The sequence below is a fragment of the Streptomyces sp. HUAS MS02 genome, assembly GCF_055702265.1.
This window is the reverse complement of record NZ_CM146747.1, coordinates 3,677,122-3,691,045: the sequence shown is the minus strand read 5'-3', so window position 1 is coordinate 3,691,045 and position 13,924 is coordinate 3,677,122. Positions and strand designations below refer to the sequence as shown.

Annotated in this window: 10 protein-coding genes and 1 pseudogene; 6 read left to right on the top strand and 5 right to left on the bottom strand. The window is 72.1% G+C overall.

The genetic code is table 11. From position 1 onward, the window contains the following. Positions 1-10: 10 nt before the first annotated feature. Genes ACZ9QC_RS15600 through ACZ9QC_RS15585 form a run of 4 tightly spaced genes read right to left on the bottom strand, consistent with a single transcriptional unit; the run spans position 11 to position 5,585 of the window. Complete coding sequence (locus ACZ9QC_RS15600) at positions 11-2,311, bottom strand: beta-xylosidase/alpha-l-arabinosidase (protein ID WP_472920690.1); 2,301 nt, start codon at positions 2,309-2,311, stop codon at positions 11-13. Positions 2,312-2,357: 46 nt separating this feature from the next. Next, positions 2,358-3,248, bottom strand: a complete 891-nt coding sequence (locus tag ACZ9QC_RS15595) for a carbohydrate ABC transporter permease (RefSeq protein WP_472921702.1) — start codon at positions 3,246-3,248, stop codon at positions 2,358-2,360. 19 nt (positions 3,249-3,267) lie between these two features. After that, the gene (locus ACZ9QC_RS15590) at positions 3,268-4,176 is read right to left on the bottom strand and encodes a carbohydrate ABC transporter permease (protein WP_472920689.1); all 909 of its coding nucleotides are present in this window, start codon (positions 4,174-4,176) and stop codon (positions 3,268-3,270) included. Further along, positions 4,173-5,585, bottom strand: coding sequence for an ABC transporter substrate-binding protein (locus ACZ9QC_RS15585; RefSeq protein ID WP_472920688.1), 1,413 nt, complete (start codon positions 5,583-5,585; stop codon positions 4,173-4,175). The genes ACZ9QC_RS15590 and ACZ9QC_RS15585 overlap by 4 nt, the downstream gene beginning before the upstream one ends. A 121-nt stretch (positions 5,586-5,706) precedes the next feature. On the opposite strand from ACZ9QC_RS15585, the gene ACZ9QC_RS15580 reads away from it, so the two are divergent. The 5 genes and pseudogenes from ACZ9QC_RS15580 (at position 5,707) to ACZ9QC_RS15560 (ending at position 11,018) form a co-directional block, all read left to right on the top strand. Next, positions 5,707-6,774, top strand: coding sequence for a LacI family DNA-binding transcriptional regulator (locus tag ACZ9QC_RS15580; RefSeq protein WP_472920687.1), 1,068 nt, complete (start codon positions 5,707-5,709; stop codon positions 6,772-6,774). Between the two features lie 226 nt (positions 6,775-7,000). Continuing rightward, positions 7,001-7,591 (top strand): annotated as a pseudogene (locus ACZ9QC_RS15575) (endo-1,4-beta-xylanase); the annotation flags it as partial. Positions 7,592-7,678: 87 nt separating this feature from the next. Next, positions 7,679-8,746 (top strand): LCP family protein, encoded by a 1,068-nt coding sequence (locus tag ACZ9QC_RS15570; RefSeq protein ID WP_472921701.1) that lies wholly within the window; start codon positions 7,679-7,681, stop codon positions 8,744-8,746. Positions 8,747-9,037: 291 nt separating this feature from the next. Beyond that, the gene (locus ACZ9QC_RS15565; protein WP_184904576.1) at positions 9,038-9,394 is read left to right on the top strand and encodes a YciI family protein; all 357 of its coding nucleotides are present in this window, start codon (positions 9,038-9,040) and stop codon (positions 9,392-9,394) included. 235 nt (positions 9,395-9,629) lie between these two features. Continuing rightward, positions 9,630-11,018 (top strand): RNA polymerase sigma factor, encoded by a 1,389-nt coding sequence (locus ACZ9QC_RS15560; RefSeq protein WP_472920686.1) that lies wholly within the window; start codon positions 9,630-9,632, stop codon positions 11,016-11,018. A gap of 259 nt (positions 11,019-11,277) precedes the next feature. On the opposite strand, the gene ACZ9QC_RS15555 is transcribed toward ACZ9QC_RS15560, so the two are convergent. Continuing rightward, positions 11,278-12,474 carry a class I SAM-dependent methyltransferase gene (locus ACZ9QC_RS15555; RefSeq protein ID WP_472920685.1) on the bottom strand — a complete coding sequence of 399 codons (1,197 nt, stop codon included), beginning with the start codon at positions 12,472-12,474 and terminating at the stop codon, positions 11,278-11,280. Between the two features lie 196 nt (positions 12,475-12,670). On the opposite strand from ACZ9QC_RS15555, the gene ACZ9QC_RS15550 reads away from it, so the two are divergent. Then, entirely contained in the window at positions 12,671-13,708 is a 1,038-nt protein-coding gene (locus tag ACZ9QC_RS15550) for a polysaccharide deacetylase family protein (RefSeq protein WP_472920684.1), read from the top strand. Positions 13,709-13,924 lie beyond the last annotated feature (216 nt).

Here is a 13,924-nt window from a genome sequence, read left to right as displayed (position 1 = left end):
ACCGCCTACCTCAGCTCTCCACGGCCCGGACCTCCGTCTCGCAATGCAGCCGGCGGTCCGGGCCGACCTCCCGTACCTGGCCCTCCAGCGTCAGCTGAACCCGGTGGCGGATGTCCGCGCTCGACGCGCCCAGGCGCAGTTCCAGGGCGCCCGGTTCCACCACGAGCCGTCCTGAGCGGTCCGTGAAGCACGAGACGTCGGGGTGGAAGCGGAACGTGACCCGCGACGCATCCCCCGGCCCCAACTCCAGCCGCTGATAGGCGATCAGGCGGATGTCGGGGCGCGTCACCGAGGCCACCGGGTCGTGCAGGTACAGCTGCACGACCTCCGCACCCGCCCGCTCACCCGTGTTGCGGACCGTCACCGACACGTCGTGTCCCTCATCCCCGGCACCCTCGTCCGCGAAGTCCGTCCACGCGAACGTCGTGTACGAGCGGCCGTGTCCGAAGGGGTACAGCGGGGTCGGGTCGATGCTGCTCGCGCCGCCGAGCAGGCCCATGGGCGGCTGGAGGTACGTCCACGGCTGGCCGCCGGGGCGGTCGGGGACGCTGACCGGGAGGCGGCCGGAGGGGGAGATGCGGCCCGACAGCACTCCCGCCACCGACGGGCCGCCCTCCTCCCCGGGGAAGAACGCCTGGACGGTGGCCGCCAGCCGGCCGTTCCAGCGGCCCAGCGCGTAGGGGCGGCCGGTCAGCAGGAGCAGGACCACCGGCGTGCCCGTGGCGACCAGCGCGTCCAGCAGCTTCGCCTGGACGCCCGGCAGCCGGAGGTCCTCCGCGTCGCAGCCCTCGCCGGAGGTGCCCCGGCCGAAGAGCGCGGCGCGGTCGCCGAGGACCGCCACGCAGACGTCGGCCTCGGAGGCGCGGGCGACCGCCTCGGGGAACCCGCCGGTGTCGGCGCCGTCGACCGTGCTGCCGGCGGCGTACGTGATCTTCGCGTCGGGGAGTTCCGTGCGCAGGGACTCCAGGACGGTCGGGATCTCGATGCCGAGCGCGGTGCCGGGGTGGGCGGGCAGGACGTGGGACGGGAAGGAGTAGCAGCCCAGCATGGCCAGCGGGTCGTCGGCGCGGGGGCCGACGACCGCGATCCGCAGGTCGGGGGCGAGCGGCAGCACGGCCTCGGGGTTGTCCAGCAGGACCACCGACTCCTCGGCCAGGCGGCGGGCCAGGGCGCGGTTGCGCGGGGGGTCCAGGTCGGCTGCGGGGGCGGTCGGCTCGGGGCTCCAGTCCTCGTCCAGGAGGCCCAGTTCGCACTTCTGGAGCAGGACGCGGCGGGCGGCCACGTCCACCAGGGACTCGGGGATCTCGCCCGCCTTCACGGCCTCGATCAGGGGCTCGCCGTAGCAGCGCAGGCTCGGCAGCTCCACGTCGACGCCGGCGGCCAGCGCGGCATGGGCGGCCTCGGCGCGGCTGCCCGCCACACGGTGGTTGGTCTCCAGGAAGCCGATGCCGAAGTAGTCGGAGACGACCGTGCCGGTGAAGCCCCAGTCGTCGCGCAGCAGTTCGGTGAGCAGGCGCCGGTCGGCCGACACCGGGATGCCGTCGGTCTCCGTGTACGCGGCCATGACCGAGCGGGCGCCGCCCTCCCGCAGCGCCATCTCGAAGGGCGGCAGCACCACGTCGCCGAACTCGCGGACGCCCGCGCGCACGGGCGCGTGGTTGCGGGCGCCCACCGAGGCGGCGTACCCGGCGAAATGCTTCAGCGTGGCCACGATCCCGGCCGACTCCAGGCCCCGTACGTACGCCGAGCCGATGGTGCCCACCAGGTACGGGTCCTCGCCCACGGTCTCCTCGACCCGCCCCCAGCGCGGGTCGCGGACGACGTCCAGGACGGGGGACAGGCCCTGGTGGACACCGACCGACGCCATGTCGTGGCCGATGTTCCGGGCCATCTCCTCGACGAGCGAGGGGTCGAAGGTCGCACCCCAGGCGAGGGGGACCGGGTACGCCGTCGCGCGCCAGCTGGTGAAACCGGCCAGGCACTCCTCGTGGGCGACGGCCGGGATGCCGAAGCGGTTCGCGGCCATGATGCGGCGCTGGAAGCGGGCCAGCACCTTGGCGCCCTCGGCCGGGTCGAGGGGGGCCGTGCCGAAGACACGGGTGAGCTGGCCGAGGCCCCGGGTGATCAGCTCGTCGAAGTCGAACGCTTCCGTCATGCCCGCCTCGTCGGGGGCGATGTCCTCACCGTTCGCGTCGTTCTTCACCCACACGCCGTACAGCTGCGCGGTCTTCTCTTCGAGGGTCATCCGGGACAGCAGGTCCTCGACCCGCTCGACGGCGGGCAGGGCGCGGTCACGCCAAGGGGTGGTCATGCGACTCCTGTCAGGGGTCGGTGAGTTCCAGGGATGCGGAGAAGGCTCATTTGCCGCCCACGCCCATCAGCCCGCCCACCAGCGCCCGCCGCGCCACCAGGTACACGGCGAAGATCGGGATGCCGGAGAGGACGACCGAGGCGAGCAGGGCGGGGATGTTCACGCCGAACTGGCTGACGTAGTTGAACAGTCCGAGGGTCAGGACGCGTGGGCCGTCGGACTGCGTGAAGATCAACGGGAAGAGGAAGCCGTTCCAGGCCTGCAGCGCGGAGAAGATGACGACCGTGCTGATCCCGCCCTTGGCGAGCGGGATCGTCAGCTGGAAGAGCACCCGGAGTGGGGACGCGCCGTCCAGGGCCATCGCCTCGTACAGGTCCTCCGAGACGTCCCGCAGGGTGCCGACGAGGACCAGGACGGAGACCGGCATCGCGAAGGCGGCCGTCGGCAGGATGACGGCCAGGAGGGTGTCGTAGAGGTCGAGTTTGGCGATCAGCAAATACAACGGGACGACCACGGCCTGGGCCGGGATCGCCACGCCCAGGAGGAACAGGCGGAACGCGGCGTTCGACCAGCGGTCGCGGGTGCGGACGGCCACGTACGCGAGCGGGATGGACAGCGCCAGGACGATGCCCACGACCGATACCGCGACGATCGCCGTGTTGCTCAGCAGATGACCGAAGCCGCTGGTGAGAACGGTGTTGTAGTTGTCGAGGGTGGGGTCGGTCGGGGGCTTGAGGGGGTTGCCCGTCAGGGCCTTGTCGGCGCCCGTGAGCGACGCCGACAGCATCGCGTAGATCGGGATCAGGACGACGACGAGCCAGACGAACGCGCCGAGGCCCGCGACCGGGTTGGGCCGCCGGGTCCAGTGCCGGCGGCGCCGGGGTGACTCCGCGGACGGGCTCCCGTCCGGCTGCCGGGTGCTCGTGGGGCGCGCCAACGTGTCGTGTGACACTCCGTCACATCCCTTCGCGGGTGCTGCGCATGGCGCCGAAGCCCGTCAGCCGGACCAGGACCAGCGAGAGGCCCGTCGCGGCGATGACCAGGAACGACGCGATGGCGCTCGCGTAGCCGAAGTCGTACGTCTTGAAGCCGGCCTCGTACATCAGGTACGGCAGGATCGCGGTGTCCGTACCGGGGCCGCCCTTGGTGAGGATCAGGACCGTCTCGAAGTACGTCAGGGAGCCGACGACCATCAGGACCGTGGACGTGGTGATCGTGTGCCGCAGCTGCGGCAGCGTGATCGAGAAGAACTGGCGGTAGCGGCCGGCGCCGTCGATGGCGGCGGCCTGGTAGAGGACCTCCGGGATCTGACGGGCCCCGCCCTGGTAGATCAGGGTGTGGAAGGGGATGAACTGCCAGCCGCCGACGAAGACGATCGCCAGGAACGCGCCGCTCTGCGAGCCCAGGGTGTCCGCCTGGATGATGCCGAAGTTCGGGTCGAGCAGGGCGTAGAACAGGATCGCGATGGCGGTCGAGGAGAGCAGGAACGGCACGAAGAAGACCGCGGAGAGGATCGCGCGGTTGCGCTGCCGGCCCGCCGCCCAGACGCCGAGCAGCAGGGCGATGACCGTCTGGAAGACCCAGCTGGCGACCGTCAGGACGACGGTCAGCCACAGGGACTGGGTCATCCGCGGGTCGTCGAGGAGCTTCTTCCAGTTGTCGAGGCCGACCGGTCGTGGGTCGCCCAGGCCGTCCCAGCTGGTGAAGGAGAGGTAGAGGGCGAGGGCCATCGGGACGACCGCGAAGAACGTGAAGAACAGGACACCGGGAAGGGCCCAGGCGGCGTGCGGACGGCCGGCGCGGCTCGCGCGGTGCTCCGGTCCTTTCCGCGCAGCCGCCGGGGCCTTCTCGACCGTGACGGTCACTTCAGCCCCTTGCACGCCGTCACGAACTCGCTCGGCGAGGACTTGCCCGCGAACAGCTTGCCTATCTCCGTGTGCATCTTGGTGCCGATCCCGTCGCCGAGCGCCTGGTCCCAGGAGAGTGTGAAGGCGGGGGCCTTCTGCACCATGTCGTACTGGAACTTCGCGTACTCGGGGTTCGGCGCGGAGTCGAGGAGCGCGACCGCGTTCGAGGTGGTCGGTACGTCGCCGTTGTCGACGAGGGCCTTCGCGTACGCCTCCGAGGCGCAGTCCTTCAGGAAGCCCACGGCCAGATCCTTGTTCTTCGTACGGGCGTTGATGGACCAGTAGTTGGTGGGGTTGCCGACGACGTTGCGGACATCGCCGGTGCCGCCCTCGACCGTCGGGAAGGGGGCCCAGCCCAGGTTGCTCTTGGCGAAGTCCGGGAACTTGCCGAGCTGGGTCGAGTACTCCCAGGAGCCCATCAGGTGCATGGCGGCCTTGCCGCGCGCGAAGACCGCGGGGGCGCCGCCGTTGACGTACGACACCGAGGTGAACTTGGAGCCGAAGGCGCCGTCGTCGACGAGTTCCCTGACCAGTTCGGCGGCCTTGAGCATCGCGGGGTCGCCCCAGCCCTCGAAGTCGCCGTCCTGGATGCGCTTGAAGACCTCCGGACCGCCGAGCCGGTCGACCAGGTACTCCAGCCACATCAGGTTGGGCCAGAGGTCGGAGCCGCCGAGGGCGAAGGGGGTGATGCCGGCCTTCTTGAGCTTCGCGTTGTTGTCGAGCAACTGGTCCCAGGTGGTGGGCGGCTGGAGCTTGTGCTCGGCGAAGACGGACTTGTTGTAGAAGAGGATCACCGGCTGCATGCCGCGCATCGGGATGCCGTAGTGGCGGCCCTTGAGGTCACCGGCGGAGAGGACCGAGGGCAGGAAGCCGTTCTTGAGCACCGGGTCGTCGTCGATGATGTCGGTGAGGTCGACGAGCTTGCCCGCGTCCTCGTACGGCTTGATCGAGCCGCCGCCCCAGTTGAAGAAGATGTCCGGGGCGCTGGGCGAGCCCATCGCCGTGCGGAGCTTGGGGGAGTAGTCGGAGCCGGGGACCTTCTGGAGCTTGATGGTGCCGCCGGCCTTCTTCGCCGCGGCCGACTTGTTGAACCGGTCGACGCTCGCCTGCTGGACCTTCACCGCGTCGTCGCCGTACACGAACGCGGTGAGCGTCTTGCCGTCCCCGCCGCCCGCGCCGCCGCCGGAGCCACAGCCGGTGAGACCGGCGCCGAGCCCGGCGGTGAGCAGCGAGGCGGACCCCGCGCCGAGGAACCAGCGCCTGCTGAACGGCCGACCGCCCGCGCCGCTTTCGGTGGACCCGCCCACGCCGCTTCCGGTGGACCCACCTGCGGTCACCCCGGTGGACCGGCCTCTGCTCGACTCCATGACAGCACCCTTCGCGAATGTTCGGATGTGCGAATGTTTCGGATGGCACTTCGAATGTTCCGGGAACGTAAGGCCGTCGAAAGGGTTCGTCAAGGGGTCGCGCAGAGATACGATCCCGCACATGAAGCCCGCGAAGCCCGAGGAAATTCAGACAAGAGCGCGTTCGTCGCAATCCACGCAGACCGCGACGCTCGCCGAGATCGCCCGCCAGGCCGGCGTCTCGGCTCCGACTGTTTCGAAGGTGCTCAACGGCCGCGCGGACGTCGCGCCCGCGACCCGCACCCGTGTCGAGGACCTGCTGCGCGAGTACGGCTACCGCCGCCGACGCGCCGAGGCGACCCGGTCCCCCCTCATCGACCTGGTCTTCCACGAGCTGGAGAGCGCCTGGGCGATGGAGGTCATCCGGGGCGTGGAGAACGTCGCGCGGGAGGAGGGCCTGAGCGTCGTCCTCTCCGAGAGCGCGGGACGGCTCACCCCCGGCCGCACCTGGGCCGACCAGGTCGCCGCGCGCCGCCCGCACGGCGTCGTGCTCGTCCTGTCGGGGCTGGACGAGTCCCAGCGCGCCCTGCTGACCAGCCGCTCCATCCCGTTCGTGGTGATGGACCCGGCGGGCGACCCCGGCGACGACGTGCCCTCGATCGGCGCCACCAACTGGCAGGGCGGCCTGGCCGCCACCCGGCACCTGGTGGAACTCGGCCACCGGCGGATCGGCGCCATCAGCGGACCCTCGCGGATGATCTGCAGCCGCGCCCGGGTCGACGGCTACCGGGCCGCCCTGGAGACCGCCGGGCTGCCGGTCGCCGCCGACCTGATCAAGGCCGGGGACTTCCACCACGAGACGGGCTACCGGCTGGGGCTGGACCTGCTGCGCCGCCCCGACCGCCCGACCGCCGTCTTCGCCGGCAACGACCTCCAGGCCCTCGGCCTCTACGAGGCCGCCCGCGAACTGGGCCTGCGCATCCCGGAGGACCTCAGCGTCGTCGGCTTCGACGACCTGCCGGTGGCCCGCTGGGTGGGGCCGCCGCTGACGACCGTGCGCCAGCCGCTGATGGAGATGGCCGAGGCGGCGGCCCGCCTGGTGCTGGACCTGGGCCGCCAGGACGGGGGCCCGTCGGCGGCGACGAGAGTGGAACTGGCGACGAGCCTGGTGGTGCGGAGCAGTACGGGGGTGCCGCCGCTCCAGTCGTGAAAGGGCGGCGAAGCCGCCTTTCAGGGGCGCGGGGCTGTATCCATGTGCGGCTCACCGCGTGGGCGCGACAAGCCACGACGGCGCGTCAGTCGGCCTGGGACCCGTCGCGGCAGACGCGTGTCCGGAAGGTGATGTATTGACGGCCGAGCCGAACCGCCTCACACTCCTCCGAAGCCAATCGGTTACCTAGCCGAAACTTTCGGAGGCGCCCGCATGAGATCTCGCGCCCCTGCGCGACCTCGCCGCCGCCAGGAGCAAGGTGATCGGCACCGCCGTGACCGGCTCGAATCCCGCCGGCACCTACGGCGAGATCACGGGCCGCGAGTTCAACTGACTCACCCCGGCAACGCCATGAACGCCATGAAGTGGGGCTCGGTCGAACCCACCCGGGGCACCTACGACTGGAACAAGCGCTTCGCCGACCTCGGCCTGGACGTCGCCCTCACCGAGCTCGACATTCGTATGCAACTCCCGCCCACCGCAGCCAAGTTGGCGCAGCAGCGCACCGAGTACGACGCCGTGGTGAAGGCCTGCGTCGCCGTGCCCCGTTGCGACTCCGTACGACGAGAACTGCCTGCCGAAACCGGCGTACTACGGCAGCGCGACCGGCCTCGGCGGGACGGGCGCCACGCCCCCGCCGACCACGAGCGGCTGCGCGGCCTCGTACGGCGTCGCGAACCAGTGGAACACCGGCGCGGCGGTCAGTTGCTCCAACGCCTCCTGGAACGGGAGCGTCCCGAGCGGCGGTTCGGTGACCTTCGGCTTCAACGGCACCTGGAGCGGGAGCGATCCCGTACCGACGGTGACGCTGGGCTGAGCGTGACTGCAGAGGGCTGAGAAGTCTGAGAATTTCCGAAGGAACGGCGGCATGAGGTTCTGCCCGTAACAATTCGGACGTAAGTTCCTGTGCGTGAATGGTGAAGAAAGCGCGTTCGGGGGCGGCAGCGGGGACCCGGGGGGACGGCGGCGCCGGCTGAAGATCGCCGGGGGTCTGCTCGCCGGGGTCCTCCTGGTCGGCGCGGGCGGGACGGGCTGGGCCTTCTGGCGGCTGAACGACAACATCCAGAGCGTCGACATCGACGCCGCCCTCGGCGACAACCGCCCCGCGAAGGTCCGTTCCTCCCCGGAGCCGTCCGCGTCGGCCACCGTCGAGGCCCTGCCGAGCGGTGCCCTGAACATCCTCGTCCTCGGCTCCGACTCCCGCAGCGGCAAGGAGAACGCGAAGCTCGGCGGCGGCGGGCAGGGGGCGGGGGCCCGCTCGGACACGGCGATGGTCGTCCACATCGACGAGGGCCGCACCGGCGCGACGGTCGTCAGCATCCCCCGCGACACCCTCGTCACCCGCCCGTCCTGCCCGCTGGAGTCGGGCGGTTCGACGGCGGTGGCGTACAACGTGATGTTCAACAGCGCGTACGCGGTCGGCGGCCCGGTCTGCGCGGTGAAGACCGTCGAGTCGATGACGGACGTCCGCATGGACCACTACGTCGAGATCGACTTCGCCGGCTTCGCGAAGCTCGTCGACGCCCTCGGCGGTGTCACGGTCACGACGGAGGAGGACATCGACGACGAGGACAGTCATCTGAGCCTGCGGGCCGGCACCCACCATCTGGACGGCGAGCAGGCCCTCGCCCTCGCCCGCACCCGGCACGGCATCGGCGACGGCAGCGATCTCGGCCGCATCGGCCTCCAGCAGAAACTGGTCAAGGCCCTCCTGGACCAGATCTCCTCGACCGACCTCCTGACCAACCCGGCCCAGCTCTACCGGGCCGCCGACGCGATCACCGGAAGCCTGACGACGGACACCGGCCTGAACTCCCTCACCGAACTGACGAGGCTGGGCGAGAGCGTGCGGGGGCTGTCCTCCGCCGGCACGAGGACCGTGATGATGCCGGTGGTCACGGCCCCGTACGACCGCAACCGGGTGGTGGCGGACGAGCCGGAGGCGGGGCGGCTGTGGGAGTCGCTGAAGTAGGCGCGACGTCCGCGGCCGCGTCGAAGGCAGCTTCGAAGGCCGCCCACAGCTCAAGGGCTGAGTTTGTCCGGCGGCTGCGGCCGGTACGTGCTTGCCCGCGCAGTTCCCCGCGCCCCTTACGGGGCTACCCGCCGTGGCGGTGGCTGCGGGCAGTTGTGCAATGGGTTGCCGAGGCGGCGGCGAGAAAGTTTTTGCTTTGGTTCGCCGGCCGTGTCGATCCGGGGTGCGTTCGTTCGACGTAGGGGTGAGAGTCGGGGAGAGGCCCCGCCCGCCGATGTCGTAGGAGTCACCATGCCGCGCTATCTGTCGCTGGTTCAGATCGACGAGAAGACCGCCCCCGCCGAGGGCCCCAGCCCCGAGCTGATGCAGCGGATGGGGGAGCTGCTGGAGGAGATCACCAAGGCCGGGGTCATGCTCGACACCGCCGGGCTGACGCCGACCGCACAGGGCAAGAGGGTGCGCTGGGAGGGCGGGAAGCTCTCCGTGACGGACGGGCCGTTCACCGAGTCCAAGGAGGTCGTCGGCGGCTACGCGCTGATGCAGTGCAAGGACATGGCCGAGGCGATCGAGTGGACCCAGCGGTTCCTGAAGGTGCACGAGGAGCACTGGACGGTGACGTGCGAGGTGCGGGAGATCGCGGAGGGCTGAGCCCGCCCGACCGGGTCCGCCGGGCCGGGTCCGCCCGACCGGGTCCGCCCGGTCGAGTGCGTCTGGTCGGGTCCGTCGGTGGGGTAGGCCGGCTGAGCCCGCCCGGTCGGGTCCGCCCGGTCGGGTCCGCCGGTCGAGCGTCCGGCGGGTTCCGTCCGGCGGGTTCCGTCCGGTCGAGCCGCCGGCGGGGCGGCCGCTTCTCGGACGTCGGGGATGTCGTGTCTGATGGTGGGCTGTGACCCCACAGCCCACCACGGACAGCACGCCCGACCCGGACCCGGAGCCGGAGAGGGGGCCGGCCTCGGAGAGGGACCCGGCCTCGGAGAAGGACCCGGCCTCGGAGAAGGACCCGGACACGGCCATCGAGACCGTCTTCCGGATCGAGTCGCCCAGAGTCATCGCCGGTGTCGCACGGATCGTGCGGGACGTCGGCATCGCGGAGGAGCTGGCGCAGGACGCGCTGGTCGCGGCGCTGGAACAGTGGCCGAGGGACGGAGTGCCGGACAATCCGGGGGCCTGGCTGACGGCCACGGCCAAGCACCGGGCGATCGACCTCGTGCGCCGCCGGGAGCGGTACGCGCGCAAGCTCGCCGAGGTGGGGCGGGACCTGGAGTCGGCGGGGCCCTACCTCGACCAGCCGTCCGACCCGGACGACATCGACGACGACCTGCTCCGCCTGGTCTTCACGGCCTGCCACCCGGTGCTGTCCGCCGAGGCCCGCATCGCCCTCACCCTGCGCCTCCTCGGCGGCCTGACCACCACCGAGATCGCCCGCGCCTTCCTGACCCCCGAGCCGACCATCGCCCAGCGCGTCGTGCGCGCCAAGCGCACGCTGGCCACGAAGAACGTCGCCTTCGAGGTGCCGTACGGCCCCGACCGCGAGGCCCGTCTCGACTCGGTGCTCGAAGTCATCTACCTGATCTTCAACGAGGGGTACGCGGCCACCGCCGGCGACGACCTGCTGCGCCCTGCGCTCTGCGAGGACGCCCTCCGTCTGGCGCGTGTACTGGCCCAGTTGATGCCCAAGGAGCCCGAAGTGCACGGCCTGGTGGCCCTGCTGGAGCTTCAGGAGTCGCGGGCGGCGACCCGCACGGGGCCCGCCGGGGAGCCGGTCCTGCTGCGGGACCAGGACCGCCGCCGCTGGAACCGCCTCCTCATCGCCAGGGGCTTCACCGCGCTCGGCCGCGCCACCGCGGCCGCGCACGGCGCCCCGGGCCCGTACGCCCTCCAGGCGGCCATCGCCGCGTGCCACGCGCAGGCGCACACCTACGAGGAGACGGACTGGCCGAGGATCGCCACCCTGTACGCCCTGCTGGCCGCCCGCGCCCCGTCGCCCGTGGTCGAGCTGAACCGCGCGGTCGCCGTCTCGATGGCCGAGGGCCCCGGCGCCGCCCTGGAGATCGTGGACGCCCTCACCGCCGAACCGGCCCTGCGCGACTACCACTTGCTGCCGAGCGTCCGGGGAGACCTGCTGCGCCGCCTGGGCCGCACGGAGGAGGCCCGGGCGGAGTTCCTACGGGCGGCGGTCCTGACCCGCAACGAACGCGAGCGCGAACTGCTGCTGGCACGCGCGGAGGAGGACGACCGAGGGGCCGGTGACGGGGGCCGGCTGACAGGGGGCTGAGGGGCGGGAGGAGGAGTGGGGCGAGAAGCGGTTGGGTCGCGCCCTGAGGACTGGGGCCGCATCGATGCGCGCGGCTGCTCTGTGTGCGGGGCACCAAGGGCCGTCGCGTATCGACGGGGGTCAGGCACGACGGGCCGCGATCGCGACGGGCCGCGGCGATGCCGGGACAGCCGCGCGGCCGGCAGCCCCACGGGCGGCGACGGCACCGCGCGGCACCCCCGGCCGAACCCGTCGGCGGCACCCCGGCGGCACCCGCCCCCTACGCCGGGTGGCCGATCAGCATGGTGGGGGCTCCGGCGACCCGGGTCAGGAAGACCGTGGCCGAGTTGCGGCCCTGCGGCTTGACCTTCCTGCGCAGTTCCTCCGGCTCGACGGCCGACCCCCGCTTCTTCACCGTGAGGATGCCGACCTCCCGCTCGCGCAGCAGGGCCTTCAGCTTCTTCACGTTGAAGGGCAGTTGGTCGGTGATCTCGTACGCCGCCGCGTACGGGGTGACACGGTGCTCGTCGGCCGTGACGTAGGCGATCGTGGGGTCGATCAGCCCGCCCTCCAGCTCCTCGGCGACCTCGGCGACCAGGTGGGCGCGGATGACGGCGCCGTCGGGCTCGTACAGGTACCGTCCCACCGGACGGACCGGAGGGTCGGGCAGCATCGTCGCGGGGGTGGCGTGGACACCCGCCCCGGCGGGCAGCAGCATCGCCCGCCGCGCCCCCGGCGTCCCGTCCGCCCGGAACCAGAGCACGGCCTCCTTCACGTCCCCGCCGTCGGAGATCCACTCGGCCTCGGCCTCCGGCGGGATCGACTCGTGCGGGATGCCCGGCGCGATCTTCAGCGCGCCGAGCGGCGCCTTCAGCGCGGCCGACACGGCCCAGGACAGGGGCGGGGAGTAGGCCTCCGGGTCGAAGATCCGGCCGCGCTTGGAGGAACGCCGGGCCGGGTCGACGAACACGGCGTCGTACCCGTCCGTGTCCACCTCCGTCACATCCGCCTCACGCACCTCGATCAGCTCGGCCAGCCCGAGCGCGTCGGCGTTGGCGCGGGCCACCGCCACGGTCAGCGGGTCGTGGTCGACGGCCAGCACGCGGATCCCGGCGCGCGCGAACGCGATCGCGTCCCCGCCGATCCCGCAGCACAGATCGGCGACCGACCGCACGCCCAGCGCCCGGAGACGCTCGGCCCGGTACGTCGCCACGCTCGTCCTGGTCGACTGCTCGACCCCGTTCGGCGTGAAGAACATCCGCCCCGCGTCCGCCGCGCCGAACTTCGCCGCCGCCCGCTGCCGCAGCCGGGCCTGGGCCAGCGCCGCCGAGACCAGTTCCGCCGGGTGGTCGCGGCGCAGCCGGGTCGCCACGGCGAGCTCCCGGGCCGGCTCGGTGTCGCGCACCTCGTCGAGGAGGGCGCGGCCCTCGGGGGTGAGGAGGGGGGTGAGGAAGGTGGCGGGGTCGAGGTCGTTCACCGGGTCATTGTCGGTCAGCGGGACGGAGCCGGGACCAGGGGGAGGGCGGTCCGGGCTATGGAGACGGCGGTCCGGGCCATGGCGAGGGGAGGCGCGGGGGCGATGGGGAGGCGGTGTGGGCCAGTCGGTGGATGGTCGGGGGACCGTGGCGGTGTCGGGGCGGTGGAGGCGGGCCGCCCTGCGAGGATGCGGCGCCATGCGATTCGTACGACAAAATGATGTAAAGAGTGCGAAGTGGGCGGGTCTCCGGAGGGGGTGTGGCGGTGTCCGGGGCGGCATCGCGCTGCTCGCCGTCGCGGCCGTGGTGTCCGGATGCGGCGGGGGAGGTGCCGAGAAGGGCTCGGAGCGGGACTCTGCCGGGCTGCGAGGTGCCGCCGAGGCCGGGGCAGCCGCCGGGACCGCCGAACCCGCCCACGGCCAGCAGCACGGGGCGCGGCAGGGCGGACAGCGGCGCCTCGACGCGCCCGCGGCACGGGCCCTCGACGCGTACGCCGGGAAGGTGCGCCGGGCGCACGCCGCGCGGGTCGCCGCCGCGAAGCGTTGGGGGCTGGCGAAGGTGCCGCTGAACGCGCCCGCGCCGCCGGTGCGGAAGCCGGAGCTCAGGACCCGCGAGGGCTTCGAGGTCGACGGGCACGTGGAGGACGGCCTCCCCCCGGTCTTCACCACTGTCCCCACCCGCCACAAGGTCGTCTTCCTCACCATCGACGACGGCGCCGAGAAGGACCCCGCGTTCCTGCGGATGATGACCGACCTGCGGATCCCGTACACCGCCTTCCTCAGCGACTACCTGATCAAGGAGGACTACGGCTACTTCGCGCGGATGCGGGACCGTGGCGTCGCCCTCCACAACCACACCCTCCGCCACCGCCACCTGCCCTCGCTCTCCTACGGCGCCCAGAAGCGCGAGATCTGCGGCATGCAGGACGTCATGGAGAAGCGGTACGGCACCCGGCCCACCCTCTTCCGGCCGCCGTACGGCAGCTACGACCGGGACACCCTGCGCGCCGCCGCGACCTGCGGGGTGAAGGCCGTCCCGCTCTGGAACGAGGAGGTCTTCGTCGACCGCTGGGACTACCGCGAGTCGGACCGCGAACTCCGCCCCGGCGACATCGTCCTCAGCCACTTCCGGGGCACGTCCGACTGGAAGGGCACCATGCCCGACATGATCCGCCGCTTCCTGAACCTGGTCACCGCCGAGGGCTACGCGGTGGCAAGGCTGGAGGACTACCTGTGAGGGCCTACCGGGGCGGGAGGGAACCGGCCCGGGGCAGGTGGGGGCCGGTTCGGGGCAGGGGGCGCGGTCCGGGTGCGCTGGGCGTAGGCCGTGGGTGGGGTGCACGTCGTGGGCGGGGCGCGGGCCGTGAGGGGAGCGCGGCCAGTGGGCGGCGTGCGGGGCGTGCGGGGCGTGCGGGGCGTGCGGGGAGCGTAGGCCGTGGGCGGTATGTAGGCC